Consider the following 14036-nt stretch of genomic DNA (forward strand, 5'->3'; position numbering starts at 1 on the left):
GTGGAGGGGTGGGGCGTTTCCCCCTCTCCCCAGCCCTCTCCCGCGAGGGGAGAGGGAGTTGTCAGTGCCCGCGGGCGGCTTTCTGTGTTCTCTGTGCTTTTGAGTTGGCTGCAGTTCTTCTGGAGGATCAGGCAGACAAAGTAGTGCCAGTTTCCGCTGCCTGCCCCCTCTCCCCTCGCGGGAGAGGGCTGGGGAGAGGGGGAAACGCCCCACCCCTCCACTCCCTACTCCTCCTTCACCTCTTCACAAACAACAACGTCATCCGATCACTTTCCCCAATCGCCAGGTACTGAGCACGATTCTCATCGCCCAGACGCAAGGTCGGGGGCAAGGTCCATACGCCTTCGGGGTGGTTGGTGGTGTCCCGTGGGTTCTGGTTTACCGGGCTGCGTGACAGCAGTTCGAATCCGGCCTCCTCGGCCAGCTCCATGACCAGGTCCTCGGTGACGTAGCCGGTGCGGACCATGGTTTCCAGGTCGGTGCCGATGCGGGCCCGGTGCTCGACCAGCCCGAGCATCCCGCCCGGTTTGAGCGCAGCATGCATCTTGGCGAATACCACCGCCGCTTCTTCCCTGCCCTGGGACAGCCAGTTATGCACATTGCGGAAGGTCAGCACCCGGTCCGCCGACTCCGGCGCAGCGATCGGAGTCTGGGGGTCGAAATTCAGCACGGTCAGTTCGACCCGGTCATAGACATCCGGCGACTTTTCCAGCTTCGCCTGGAACTGCTCCAGGGATTTGCGGAAGTAGTCGACGGAGCTGTCGGGGTCGAAATGCGCTGCGATGTACTTGCCTTCTTCGCGCAGCAGCGGGGCGAGGATTTCCGTGTACCAGCCACCTCCAGGCCAGATTTCAACGACGGTGTGCTGCGGCTTGACGGCGAAGAATGCCAGCGTCTGCTCGGGGTTTCTTCCGGCGTCACGCATGACGTTGCTGATCGATCTGACGTGACTGCCCACGGCCTTCTTGATCAGCTCCTGCTGTTCCGGTTCCAGTTTCGGCGGGGTTACCGTTTCCTGTGCATTCACCAGGCCGGCAACAAGCAGCAAGGCGCCGCCAATCATACTCTTCAACATCATCAACTCCATGGTCGTGGGTTCCGGATAGTCAGGCGGCAGGCCTATCAGACTTGCTTATGCACCTCCATTCCAACTGCAGGACATGCTTTTCCAGGTGCCTGTCCCTCTATAAGGTCAGCCTCAGCCAACTACATACACTGTGGTTCAATTTACTCCGACTCTGCAAGGACCCATTATGTTCGATCTCAGCCCGCGCATTCAGGAATTGAAACAACAGCTCGAAACTTTCATGGACGAGCACATCTATCCCAACGAGGCTCTGTTCTACGAGCAAGTGCAGCAGAACAAGTGGGGCCACCCGGCCATTCTCGAGGAATTGAAGCAGAAAGCCCGCAGCCAGGGCCTGTGGAACCTGTTCCTGCCCGAGTCGGAGCGTGGCGCCGGTCTGAGCAACGAGGAATACGCCCACCTGTGTGAAATCCTGGGCCGCGTCTCCTTCGCTGGTGAGGTGTTCAACTGCAACGCGCCGGACACCGGCAACATGGAAACCATCGAGCGCTACGGCAGCGAAGAGCACAAGGAAAAGTGGCTGAAACCGCTGCTGGCCGGTGAGATCCGCTCCTGCTTCTCCATGACCGAACCGGATGTCGCCTCTTCCGACGCCACCAATATCGAGTGCGAGATCCGCCGCGACGGTGACGAGTATGTGATCAATGGTACCAAATGGTGGTCGTCCGGAGCCATGAACGAGCATTGCAAGATCGCCATCGTCATGGGCAAGACCGATCCGAACGCTCCCAAGCACCTGCAGCAGAGCATGATTCTGGTACCGCTGGACGCTCCCGGCGTGACCGTGGTCCGTGACCTGCACGTGTTCGGTTACGACCATGCCCCGCATGGCCATGCCGAGATCCGTTATGAGAACGTGCGGGTGCCGGTCTCCAACATCCTGCTGGGTGAGGGCCGCGGCTTCGAGATCGCCCAGGGTCGCCTCGGGCCGGGCCGTATCCACCACTGCATGCGTGCTATCGGGCAGGCCGAACGTGCGCTGGAAGCCATGTGCCGCCGTGCCGCCGAGCGCGTTGCCTTCGGCAAGCCGATGTACAAGCTGGGCAGCGTGCCGGAAATGATCGCCCGCTCGCGTTGCGAAATCGACCAGGCTCGCCTGCTGACCCTGCATGCTGCGCGCAGCATGGACAAGTACGGCAACAAGGTCGCCCGTCAGCAGATCGCCATGATCAAGGCAGTGGCGCCGACCATGCTGTGTAACGTGATCGACCGTGCCATCCAGATCCATGGTGCCAAGGGCGTCTGCCAGGACAGCTTCCTCGCCTCCTCCTACGCCAAGGCCCGCACCCTGCGCCTGGCCGATGGTCCGGACGAAGTGCACCTGAACGCCATTGCCAAGCTGGAGATGGGGCAGTATCTCTAATTGCTCATAGGGGTACGCGAATGCATGGAAGGTCGATGGCGACCCCGTCGAGTTCCATCTCGACCAGCGCAGTCTCTGGCCAGTGCTGTGTCGAGGTGGAACTCGACACTCCAAGAGACTGAGAACCATGGAAGGTCGATGGCGACCCCGTCGAGTTCCATCTCGACCAGCGCAGTCTCTGGCCAGTGTTGTGTCGAGATGGAACTCGACACTCCAAGAGACTAAGAACCATGGAAGATCGATGGCGACCCCGTCGAGTTCCATCTCGACCAGCTCGGTCTCTGGCCAGTGTTGTGTCGAGATGGAACTCGACACTCCAAGGGAACGAGAACCATGGAAGGTCGAGTTCCATCTCGACCAGCGCAGCTACATGCAACGCCGCTGGCCGAGATGGAACTCGGCCTTCCTTAGAGCGCGTAAGCACGATGCTGGCCGCAAGAGCAGCCAAGATTGAACAATCCATATACATCTTCGTGAGGAGCTGCCCATGAGCACGCTTTTTGATCTGACCGGCAAGGTCGCGGTCATTACTGGTTCGACCAAGGGTATCGGTCGTTCCATCGCTGAAGAATTCGCCAGGGCCGGCGCCCGGGTGGTCATCTCCAGCCGCAAGGCCGATGCCTGTGAAAAGGTCGCCGGCGAGCTGCAGGCCCAGGGCTTCGAGGCGCTGTCGATCCCCTGCCACGTAGGTGACAAGGCACAACTGCAGAACCTGGTCGACACCACCATCAACACCTGGGGCAAGATCGATATCCTGGTGTGCAATGCCGCCACCAACCCGGTCTACGGCCCGACCGCCGAGGTCAGCGACGAGGCCTTCGACAAGATCATGGCGACCAACGTCAAGGGCACCTTCTGGCTGTGCAACATGGTCATCCCGCAGATGACCCGCCTGGGTGGCGGCTCCATCGTGCTGCTGTCGAGCATCGCCGGCCTGCGCGCCAGCGCCAATATCGGCGTGTATGGCATGTCCAAGGCAGCCGAGGCCGGGCTGGCCCGCAACCTGGCGCTGGAATATGGCCCGCAGAACATCCGCGTCAACTCCATCGCCCCTGGTCTGATCCGCACCGATTTTGCCCAGGCGCTGCTGGATGATCCGGACCGCCTGACCCGCGTCGAACAGTCCCTGCCCCTGCGCCGGGTCGGCGAGCCGGTGGATATCGCCGGTGTGGCGCTGTTCCTGGCCTCGTCGGCGGGTGCCTATGTGACCGGCCAGACCATCGTTGCCGACGGCGGCGATACCATTACCTGAGCACTACCGCGCCTGCCCCGCTGGCTTATTTGCCGCCACGGTGGCAGGCTTTGACTATTCGATCACAACCATAAAACCAGATACCACGGGATCTTCTACATGAGCGAAGCCACCCTGATTGATGTGCTGTCGGCCCACCGTTTCGATGAAGCGAAACTGGCCGCCTACCTGAAAGGACGCATTCCGGGCGTTGAGCACGGCATGAACATTCAACAGTTCCAGGGTGGTCAGTCCAACCCGACTTTTCTGCTGAGCATTGGCGAAAAACGCTATGTACTGCGCAAGAAGCCGCCGGGCAAGCTGCTGCCGTCCGCCCATATGGTCGAGCGCGAGTATCAGGTGATCAGCGCCCTGGGCGATACCGACGTGCCGGTGCCCACCGCGCGCCTGCTGTGCGAAGACCCCGACGTGATCGGCACCCCGTTCTACATCATGGATCACGTCGAAGGCCGGGTACATTCCCACCCGCTGCTGGAGAAGGTAGCCATCGAGCAGCGCATGCCGATCCATCGTTCGATGATCGAGACCATGGCCAAGCTGCACAATGTCGACTGGAAAGCGGTCGGGCTGGAAAGCTACGGCAGGCATGAGGGCTACATTGCGCGCCAGATCAAGCGCTGGAGCAGCCAGTTCGAGGCCAGCCGTACCGGCGATATGCCCTCCATGGACGCGCTGATGGCCTGGCTGCCGGAGAACGCGCCGCAGGATGACGTCACCACTATCGCCCACGGCGACTTCCGCATCGGCAACCTGATCCTGCACCCGGAGCGTCCTGAAGTGGTCGCCATTCTCGACTGGGAGCTGGCCACCCTGGGGCACCCGCTGTCCGATCTGGCCTACTGCTGCCTGCCCTATCACCAGGACACCGGCTTTGAAGGGATGCGCGGCCTCAAGGGGCTGAACCTCAAGGACTTCAACGTGCCGGAAGAACAGCAGGTGCTGGACTGGTACTGCGAGTTCACCGGACGTACGGAAATCCCCAACTGGAACTTCTTCCTGGCCTTCTCCCTGTTCCGCCTGGCGGCGATCGTCCAGGGCGTCTATCACCGGGCATTGCAGGGCAACGCCAGTAACGCCGACGCGCTCGAAGTCGGCAAACGCGCCAGCCTGCTGGCTGATACCGGCTGGGCAATTGCGCAGGGTAAGTAAGGTAATCCCGTGGCTCTTTGGGGCCGAGGTTTTTGGAGGGCCGGGTTCCATCCCGGCCTGCGGAGTTCCCGGCCAGCACCATGTCGAGATGGAACTCGACATTCCAAGGGGCCGAGGTTTTGGAAGGCCGGGTTCCATCCCGGCCTGCGGAGCTCCCGGGCAGTACCATGTCGAGATGGAACTCGACATTCCAAGGGGCCGAGGTTTTTGGGAGGCCGGGTTCCATCTCGGCCTGCGGTGCGCCCGGCCAGTACCATGTCGAGATGGAACTCGACATTCCAAGGGGGCGAGGTTTTTGGAAGGCCGGGTTCCATCCCGGCCTGCGGAGCGCCCGGCCAGTACCATGTCGAGATGGAACTCGACATTCCAAGGGGGGCCGAGGTTTTTGGAGGGCCGGGTTCCATCCCGGCCTGCGGTGCGCCCGGCCAGTACCATGTCGAGATGGAACTCGACATTCCAAGGGGGGCTGAGGTTTTTGGAGGGCCGGGTTCCATCCCGGCCTGCGGTGCGCCCGGGCAGTACCATGTCGAGATGGAACTCGACATTCCAAGGGGGCGAGGTTCTTGGAAGGCCGGGTTCCATCTCGGCCTGCGGTGCGCCCGGCCAGTACCATGTCGAGATGGAACTCGACATTCCAAGGGGCCGAGGTTTTTGGAAGGCCGGGTTCCATCCCGGCCTGCGGTGCGCCCGGCCAGTACCATGTCGAGATGGAACTCGACATTCCAAGGTTTCGCGGTCGACACGCCTGTCTGGAGTGTAGCGCCCCCGCGCTACGCTTGCGGTACTGCCGACCGACTCATGTCATCGAGTCGAGCGCGACCCGAGGCGCTCGACAACCCGATAATGTCAAAAGGTATTTCCATGTCCAAACCCATAAAACGCGTTCTGCTCACCAACGATGACGGCTGGCGCGGGCCTGGTCTCAAGGTCATGGAGGAAATTGCCGCGCAGATCGCCGAGGAGGTGTGGATCGTCTCCCCGGATCTGGATCAGAGCGGCGTGTCCATGTCCATCTCGATCCATCACCCGCTGCGGGTTCACGAATTCGAGGAGCGGCGCTTCAGTGTCAGCGGCACACCCAGCGACTGCGTCCTGCTCGGCGTAGCCGAGCTGCTGAAGTTCAAACCGGACCTGATCCTGTCCGGCGTCAACCGGGGGGCCAATATCAGCGATTCAGTCGCCTACTCCGGCACCATCGGCGGCGCGCTGACCGGCACCCTGCTGGGCGTGCCCTCGATTGCCCTGAGCCAGGCCTTCCATTCAAGCAGTCCCGTACCCTGGGAAACCGCCCGGCAGTATGGTGCACCACTGATACGCCAGCTGCTGGCTACCGGCTGGCCGGAAGACTGCGCCATGAACATCAACTTCCCGGCCCGCACGCCGGAACAGGTCCGCGGGGTAGCCATCTGTCGGCCGCAACGGGGCAGCATCGGTGGGGTCAAGATCGAGCGCCGGGAGGATACCCGCGCCGTGCCCTATTACTGGCTCGGTTTCCAGCGCCAGACCGAGCGCATCATCGGTCGCGAGACCGACGTGGGCGCCCTGCGGGACGGTTTCATCGCCCTGTCACCGGTACGCTTCGAGCGGGGTATAGCCGACAGCTGGCAGATAGATACCGCCCAGCTGGCCGATCAACTGGGCATTGATGCCGGCAACGGGGATGACACCTCATTCGACGACCCCAGCATCAGCCACTGAACCTGGCTTTAACAGAGAACAGCAGCTGCGCTGCCGAGCCGGTCGCAGCCACCACAGGAGAATGCAATGCAACGCTTCGATAACAGGATTGTTCTGATCACCGGTGCAGGCAGCGGTATCGGTCGTGCCACCGCCAAACGCCTGGCCAGCGAAGGTGCCCGGCTGATGCTGGTGGATCGCAATGCGGAGGGGCTGTCCCAGACGCTCGGCGAGCTGCCGGTCGGCACCGAGGTACTGCACCGGGAGCTGGATGTGAGCGATGAAGCCGCCGTCGAGCAATGCGTGGCGGATACCGTAAGCCACTTCGGCCGACTGGACGTGCTGTGTAATAACGCCGGGATCGCCGGTGGCGATTACAGCATTGCCACTGACCAGAGTCTGGAAACCTGGCAACAGATCATCCAGGTCAACCTGTTCGGCGTGATGCTGTTCACCAAATATGCCTCCCGTCAGATGCGCGAACAGAACGGCGGTGCGATAGTCAACACCGCCTCGGTCGCCGGTATCCGTTCCGGTGCCGGGGGCAACGCCTACAGCGCCTCCAAGGCCGGGGTAATCAATTTCACCATGACCGCAGCCTGTGATCTCGGCCAGTGGAACATACGCGTCAACGCCGTGTGCCCCGGTCTGATCGAGACCGGCATGACCCAGCGGGTATTCGACTATGCCCGGGCCAACGACAAGGAAGACAAGCTGGGGTCGCGCTGCGAACTGCGCCGCTATGGCCGCCCCGAGGAAATCGCCGGCGCCATCGCCTTCCTCGCCAGCGACGATGCCAGCTACGTCACCGGCCAGGCACTGGCAGTGGACGGCGGCAACACCGCCTCGTTGAACCTGCCGGGCATGAAGTTCTAAACAACCTCGCAACCTCGGGTTGTCGAGCCCCGCACGAAGGCGCAGTCCCGGGTTGTCGAGCGCCTCGGGCCGCGTTCGGACTCGACGACTACAGCCCTCCAGCAACGCCAGTGTTCCCCTCCAAGCCCGCCAGGCGTAGCGCAGGGGCGCTACACCCCGAATGCCCGCGCGCACCTGGGTTGTCGAGCGCCTCGGGCCGCGTTCGGACTCGACAACTGCGGACCGCCAGCAACGCCAGCGTTTCCCTTCAAGCCCGCCAGGCGTAGCGCCCGAACGCGGACCGGGGGGCTACACCCCGACTGCCCGTGAGCACAGCCCTGGGTTGTCGAGCGCCTGCTCGACGACTGCGGACTGCCAGCACGCCAGTGTTCCCCTTCAAGCCCACCAGGCGTAGCGCAGGGGCGCTACACCCCGAGTGCAGGGGCGCTACGAAACCGCTCTGGCCCGGGCCGATGGCCTGGGCCGCTACACCCCGAATGCAGGGGCGCTACCCCCTGCTCAGGCGGACAGCTCCTCCAGCGGCCCGAAGAACTCGTAGCGCTGGTTTTCCGCTGGAATGCCCAGCTCGTTCAACAGCTTCTGGCAATTCTGCATGAAGGGTTTGGGCCCCAGGAAGTAGACATCCATGTCCGAGCTGTCGGGCAGCATGGCTCTGAGCTTTTGCTGATCGAAGAAGCCGGTTTCGTGGGCGTTGTCACCTTCCAGCGGTTCACTGTAGATATAACCGACCTTCAGGTTGTCATGCTGCTGCGCGAGCGCGTCGACATGCGCGCGGAAGGCATGGGTGCTGCTGTTCAACGCCCCATGCAGGAAGTGCACCTGACGGCCGCTTTCCAGTGCCGGTTGCAGCATACTGATGGCCGGAGTGATACCGACGCCACCGGTCAACAGCACCAACGGACGTTGCTGCTGGTTGAGCACGAAGTTGCCGCTCGGCGCGGTCAGGCGCAGCTCGTCACCGACCTGGACCCGGTCATGCAGGAAGTTGGACACCTCCCCTTCAGCCTCACGCTTGACGCTGATCCGGTAGTACCCCAGGCCCGGGCGATCGGACAGTGAATAGTTGCGGCGCAGGCTTCTGCCGTCGATATCCACCACGACGCAGGTGAACTGGCCAGGGATGAACTCCGCCAGCGGGCCGCCATCGCTGGGCACCAGGTAGAAGGAGGTGATCACCTCGCTTTCCTGTTCCTTGCGCTGCACGGTGAAGCTGCGCTCGCCGCGCCAGCCGCCGGCCTTCTGTTCGTTCTGCTGGTAGCGCTGCTCTTCGGCGGCAATCAGGATATCCGCCAGTTGACCATAGGCCTCGCCCCAGGCCGCCAGCACCTCATCGCTGGCGGCGGCGCCGAGCACTTCGCGGATGGCGGCCAGCAGGCATTCGCCGACAATCGGATAATGCGCCGGTTGGATATTCAGCGACACGTGCTTCTGCACGATCAGTGACACCGCATCGCCCAGCACTTCCAGACGATCCAGGTTCGCCGCATAGGCGACCACGGCGTTGGCCAGCGCCTGGGGCTGGGTGCCCTGGCGCTGGTGCGCCTCGTTGAAATAGGCCTTGACCGCCGGGTAGCGCTCGAACATCAGCGGATAGAACACCTCGGTGATGGTGGCAGCGTGCTCGCGGACGACTGGCAGGGTGGCGGCGATGATGTCTTTACTCTGTTGGGATAGCATGGTCTCTCGCTTGTTGGAAATTGATTCAGATCAAGGCGAGTACCGGGAGCATGTATCGTGCCAGAGACAAAAAATCGCGTCATTGCTGGACTTCAGCGCCACCTATGTATAAATAACAACATCCCCTTCGATGTAAAAAGAACAATCAAATTGTAGATATGACAACAAACGAGAGCTATCCCCTGCTCGGTGTGATTGCCGATCTGGCCCGCGACATGGCTGCTGGCGACCGCTTCCAGCAATTGTTGGCGACCATTCGCCAGATGCTGCCCTGCGACGCAGCCGCCTTGTTGCAACTGCGCGGCACCGAGCTGATCCCGCTGGCGGTGGACGGGTTGAGTACCGACACCCTGGGCCGGCATTTCGTGGTGGATGATCACCCGCGATTGGCGAAGATCCTGCTCAGTCACGAGCCGGTACGCTTTGCCGCTGATTCGCCGCTGCCCGATCCCTACGACGGCCTGCTGCATGCGGTGGAGGGCGATCTGCATGTGCATGACTGCCTCGGTATCGCCCTGTATCTGCACGGTGTGCCCTGGGGCGTACTGACACTGGATGCGCTCAATGCCAACGCCTTCGATCAGATCGACCCGGGCGAGCTGCGCTATCTGGCGCGGCTGAGCGAGGCGGTGATCCGCATCACTGAGTTGACCAGTCAGTTGCAGAGCCGCACCGAACACCACCAGGCGATGACCCAGGCGCTGGTGGCCGACGGGCAGCAGGAGCTGATCGGCCGCAGCCGGGCCATGGCCCAGTTGCAGCAGGAAATAGAGATGGTCGCACGTTCCGACCTGGCGGTGCTGATCACTGGTGAAACCGGGGTCGGCAAGGAGCTGGTGGCGCGGCGCGTGCATGCGCTGTCCAACCGCGCCCGTGCGCCGCTGATCTATCTGAACTGTGCGGCACTGCCGGAAAACCTGGTGGAGAGCGAGCTGTTCGGGCATACCCGGGGTGCGTTCTCCGGTGCGGTGCAGAGCCGTGTCGGCAAGTTCGAGCTGGCTCATGGCGGTACGCTGTTTCTCGATGAGGTCGGCGAGTTGCCGCTGACGGTGCAGCCCAAGCTGTTGCGCGCCCTGCAGAGTGGCGAGGTGCAGCGTCTGGGCAGTGACAGTCATCATCAGGTGGATGTGCGCATCATCGCCGCGAGCAACCGGGACCTGCACCGCGAGGTGGCGGAGGGCCGCTTCCGCGCCGATCTCTACCACCGCCTGGGTGTCTATCCCATCGCCGTACCCAGCCTGCGCGAGCGGCACAAGGATGTGTTGCTGCTGGCTGGGCACTTTCTCGAGCAGAATCGCCGACGTATAGGCCTGCGCGGGTTGCGGCTGGACGCCGCCGCGCGGGAGGCGCTGTTGGGCTATCCCTGGCCGGGCAATGTGCGTGAGTTGGAACACCTGATCAGCCGCGCCGTGCTCAAGGCGCAGGCGGGGCAGGATGGCAGCCGGCGTTTGCTGACCATCACCGCCGAGCTGCTGGATCTGGGCGGCCCGCCGGTGACGTCCAGCTCCCCTGCTCCCACGCCGGTCGACCCGCAGATGACCAGCCCTGTGGCAGGCTTACCCCTGCGTGAGGCCACCGAACAGTTCCAGGTGCAGTTGATTCGTCAGGTGCTGGAACGCCACGACAACAACCAGAGCCGCGCGGCGCAGGAGCTGGGCGTGGATCGCGGCAACTTTTCCCGGCTGGTGAAGCGGCTGGGAGTGTAAAGGGCAATGGGTTGTCGAGCGCCTGCGCGACGACAGCGGGCGACCCATAACACCAGCGTTTCCGGCCAACCTCGCAAGGCGTAGCGCAGGCGCGCTACACCCCGACCATGGGTTGTCGCGCACCTGCGCGACGACAGCGGGCGATCCGTAACACCGGCGTTTCCGGCCAATCTCCCAAGGCGTAGCGCAGGCGCGCTACACCCCAATGCGGGAGTGCTACACCCCATCACAGCGCCCGTCGCAACGGGTTATGGGTTGTCGCGCGCCTGCGCGACGACAGCGAGCGACCCGTAACACCAGCGTTTCCGGCCAACCTCGCAAGGCGTAGCGCAGGCGCGCTACACCCCGACACAATGGGTTGTCGAGCGCCTGCTCGACGACAGCGGGCGATCCGTAACACCAGCGCTTCCGGCCAATCTCCCAAGGCGTAGCGCAGGCGCGCTACATCCCGACCATGGGTTGTCGCGCGCCGGCGCGACGACAGCGGGTGATCCGTAACACCAGCGTTTCCGGCCAATCTCGCAAGGCGTAGCGCAGGCGCGCTACACCCCGACACAATGGGTTGTCGAGCGCCTGCTCGACGACAGCGGGCGCCCCCATAACACCAGCGTTTCCGGTCAACCTCGCAAGGCGTCGCGCACCCCGACCATGGGTTGTCGCGCGCCTGCGCGACGACAGTGGGCGATCCGTAACACCGGCGTTTCCGGCCAATCTCCCAAGGCGTAGCGCAGGCGCGCTACACCCCAATGCGGGAGTGCTACACCCCATCACAGCGCCCGTCGCAACGGGTTATGGGTTGTCGCGCGCCTGCGCGACGACAGTGCGCGATCCGTAACCCCGGCGCTTCCGGCCAATCTCCCAAGGCGTAGCGCAGGCGCGCTACACCCCGACCATGGGTTGTCGCGCGCCTGCGCGACGACAGCGGGCGATCCGTAACACCGGCGTTTCCGGTCAATCTCGCAAGGCGTAGCGCAGGCGCGCTACACCCCAATGCCACACTCCAGTGTGGGGGCGCTACACCCCGTCATGGCTGCCTCAAAAACTCCCACTCAGCGCCAGCACCGCTCCACGGCCCGGCGCTGACAGTTCCCAGCCGCTGATGCCATCGGCCAGGTGCTCATGGTAGTCCTTGTCCAGCAGGTTGTTCAGGCGCAGATCGATACGGGCGGTTTCCAGCCCGGCCAATGCCCCGAAACCCCAACCCAGGCGGGCATCCACTACGGCGTAGCCGGGGGTGGCGTCTTCGCTGCCGCCGGAGAAGCGGGTGGCGACCCGGTTCTGCTCGGCCACCGCCCGTACACCCAGGCGCCAGGACAGTCCCAGTTCGGCTGGCTGACCTATGCCCAGGCGCAGTTCATGCCCGGGCATCTGGCACAGCGGCTCGTCATATTGCTTGTTCTCGCCACGCAGCCAGGTGAAGCCGGCATCCAGCAGCCAGGCGCCCACCGGCAGATCGAGGTTGCCCTCCACCCCGTAGATCTCGACCTCATCGACGTTCTCCGTGCGCTTGACCGGCAGCCCCTGCTGCACCTGCCCGTCGATCACCCGACCGGCGATGTAATCATCGATGCGGGTATGGAAGGCCGCGACCTGATAGCCCAGCGCGCCGTCCCGCCCCTTGAGGCCGATCTCCAGGCTGGTGGAGCGCTCCGGGTCCAGCTTCGGGTTGCCGATGTGATAGTAGCCATCGCCACGCGCCGCATCCTCGAAGCGTTCGCGCATGTCCGGCGAGCGGTAGGCCTGGCCGATATTGGCGTAGGCGTTGAGCGTATCGGTCAGGGGTTGCACCACGCCGATCGACCAGGACAGGTTGTTGTCGCTGCTGCTCAGGCCGCTGGTCTGGGCGGCCGGTCCGGTGCCCTTCTGGCTGGCATCGCCGGCCACCCGGTCATAGCGCAGCCCGGCGGTAATACGAGTCTGACCGACGCTGAAGTCATCCTGGATGAACACACCGAGCGAGGTCATCTCACCATCCTCGAAGGGGTTGTTCAACTGCCGCTCGCCGGTCGGGGATGGCGACATGTAACGCTCCGGATCGGCGGTCATGCGCCAGCCCTCGGCGCCCAAGGTCAGCTGATGATTGTCACCGATCGCGGCCAGCCAGCTGCTGCGCAGGCCATGGGTGGTGAAGCTGACGTCGTTCTCCACATAGTTGCGCCCCAGGTTGGAGGAGTAGGCGCGAATCTCCCGGTACACCTCCTGGCGGTAGACTTCGGTCATCAGCGTTCCTGCGCCCAGCGGGGCATCCAGCCCCAGCGAGTACAGCTCGCGGGTCTGCTTTGGCGAGTGCATGGTGATCTCGCCCAGGTGCGCCTGGGCCGCCGGCGCGGGTTTGCGTGAGCCGGGATACCAGACATCCCGGTCGTCATGGCGCTGCAGGTTCAGCCGCAGTACATAGTCGTCGGCGATCTTCTGCTTGTACTTGAGCAGCAGGCTGTTGGAGCGGTAGCCGGTGTCCTGCTCGGTGCCATCGGGGCTTTTGTAATCATCCACGTTACTGCCCGCGGCGCCGACCAGCAGGCCATGGGTCGGCCCGGAGTCCTCCAGCACCAGGGCGCCGCTCAGGGCATCATCCACGCTGCCGGCGCTGACGCCAAAGCGGCCGCCCTGGCGATGCTGCCATACAGCACCGAGCCCGGCCCCTTGACCACCTCGACCCGCTCCACCAGTCCCAGATCACTGAAAGACGCCAACGCCCCCTGGGGCTGCGCCGAATTGACCCGCACGCCGTCGATCATCAGCACCACACTTTCCTTCTTCAACCCGCGCAGCACCGGATTCTGCCCCCAGGCGCCATCGCTGTGCACCGCCAGCCCCGGCTCGCCACGAAACAGACTACCCAGCGACTCGGCACTGACCGGCTGCGGTTGCAGCAATTCGATGGCCTGGGGCGTGTCCTGCGCCCCGGCTTCATAGCCCTTGGCGGTGACGACAGTGGGCTGCAGCTCCAGCTGTTCGGCCCAAGCGGTGCAGCTACCCAGTGCCAGGCAGGCGATGGCCAGGAGTTTAGGTTGGAAAGGCATTGGAAGACTCCCTGAAAAAAGCCGGTAGACGGCCGGCGATATGAACGGGGAGAGCATGCGCCTCATGAGAATGATTATTACTTGATAATTGTCAAGTGAGGTCCTCACACCGTCATCCTCGGCGAAGGATGACGGCGTAGAGAGGAAATCCCCAAACTTGATCTTCATCAAAGAGACAAGGGAGAACGGCACATATAGTGTGCCAACCAAAACACAGCAGCACTAC

The 14036-nt window shown here is 63.3% G+C and carries 10 protein-coding genes; 6 read left to right on the plus strand and 4 right to left on the minus strand.

Translation table 11 applies throughout. From position 1 onward, the window contains the following. Positions 1-235: 235 nt before the first annotated feature. Complete coding sequence (locus CQ007_RS18535; RefSeq protein WP_218278921.1) at positions 236-1075, minus strand: class I SAM-dependent methyltransferase; 840 nt, start codon at positions 1073-1075, stop codon at positions 236-238. A 178-nt stretch (positions 1076-1253) separates the two neighbouring features. Between CQ007_RS18535 and CQ007_RS18540 the strand changes: the two genes are divergently transcribed. From CQ007_RS18540 to CQ007_RS18560, 5 genes are all read left to right on the plus strand, one after another. Next, complete coding sequence (locus CQ007_RS18540) at positions 1254-2450, plus strand: acyl-CoA dehydrogenase family protein (protein WP_105647328.1); 1197 nt, start codon at positions 1254-1256, stop codon at positions 2448-2450. Positions 2451-2937: 487 nt separating this feature from the next. Continuing rightward, a complete protein-coding gene (locus CQ007_RS18545; RefSeq protein WP_105647329.1) occupies positions 2938-3702 on the plus strand; it encodes an SDR family NAD(P)-dependent oxidoreductase in 765 nt (254 codons plus the stop codon). Positions 3703-3801: 99 nt separating this feature from the next. After that, positions 3802-4851: a phosphotransferase gene (locus tag CQ007_RS18550; protein ID WP_105647330.1), complete on the plus strand. Its 1050-nt coding sequence runs from the start codon at positions 3802-3804 to the stop codon at positions 4849-4851. An 861-nt stretch (positions 4852-5712) separates the two neighbouring features. Continuing rightward, positions 5713-6549: a 5'/3'-nucleotidase SurE gene (surE, locus tag CQ007_RS18555; protein WP_218278922.1), complete on the plus strand. Its 837-nt coding sequence runs from the start codon at positions 5713-5715 to the stop codon at positions 6547-6549. A gap of 66 nt (positions 6550-6615) precedes the next feature. Beyond that, a complete protein-coding gene (locus CQ007_RS18560) occupies positions 6616-7404 on the plus strand; it encodes an SDR family NAD(P)-dependent oxidoreductase (protein ID WP_105647331.1) in 789 nt (262 codons plus the stop codon). A 498-nt stretch (positions 7405-7902) separates the two neighbouring features. Here CQ007_RS18560 and hmpA read toward each other — a convergent pair whose 3' ends face one another. Next, a complete protein-coding gene (hmpA, locus tag CQ007_RS18565) occupies positions 7903-9081 on the minus strand; it encodes an NO-inducible flavohemoprotein (protein WP_105647332.1) in 1179 nt (392 codons plus the stop codon). A gap of 158 nt (positions 9082-9239) precedes the next feature. On the opposite strand from hmpA, the gene norR reads away from it, so the two are divergent. Further along, positions 9240-10787, plus strand: coding sequence for a nitric oxide reductase transcriptional regulator NorR (gene norR / locus CQ007_RS18570; RefSeq protein WP_105647333.1), 1548 nt, complete (start codon positions 9240-9242; stop codon positions 10785-10787). 1035 nt (positions 10788-11822) lie between these two features. On the opposite strand, the gene CQ007_RS18575 is transcribed toward norR, so the two are convergent. Both CQ007_RS18575 and CQ007_RS19270 read right to left on the minus strand, forming a co-directional pair. Then, entirely contained in the window at positions 11823-13364 is a 1542-nt protein-coding gene (locus tag CQ007_RS18575; RefSeq protein ID WP_256582341.1) for a TonB-dependent receptor, read from the minus strand. Continuing rightward, entirely contained in the window at positions 13349-13810 is a 462-nt protein-coding gene (locus tag CQ007_RS19270; protein ID WP_256582342.1) for a TonB-dependent siderophore receptor, read from the minus strand. The genes CQ007_RS18575 and CQ007_RS19270 overlap by 16 nt, the downstream gene beginning before the upstream one ends. Positions 13811-14036 lie beyond the last annotated feature (226 nt).

This window comes from Pseudomonas sp. MYb185, from assembly GCF_002979975.1.
Taxonomy (GTDB): Bacteria; Pseudomonadota; Gammaproteobacteria; order Pseudomonadales; family Pseudomonadaceae; genus Halopseudomonas.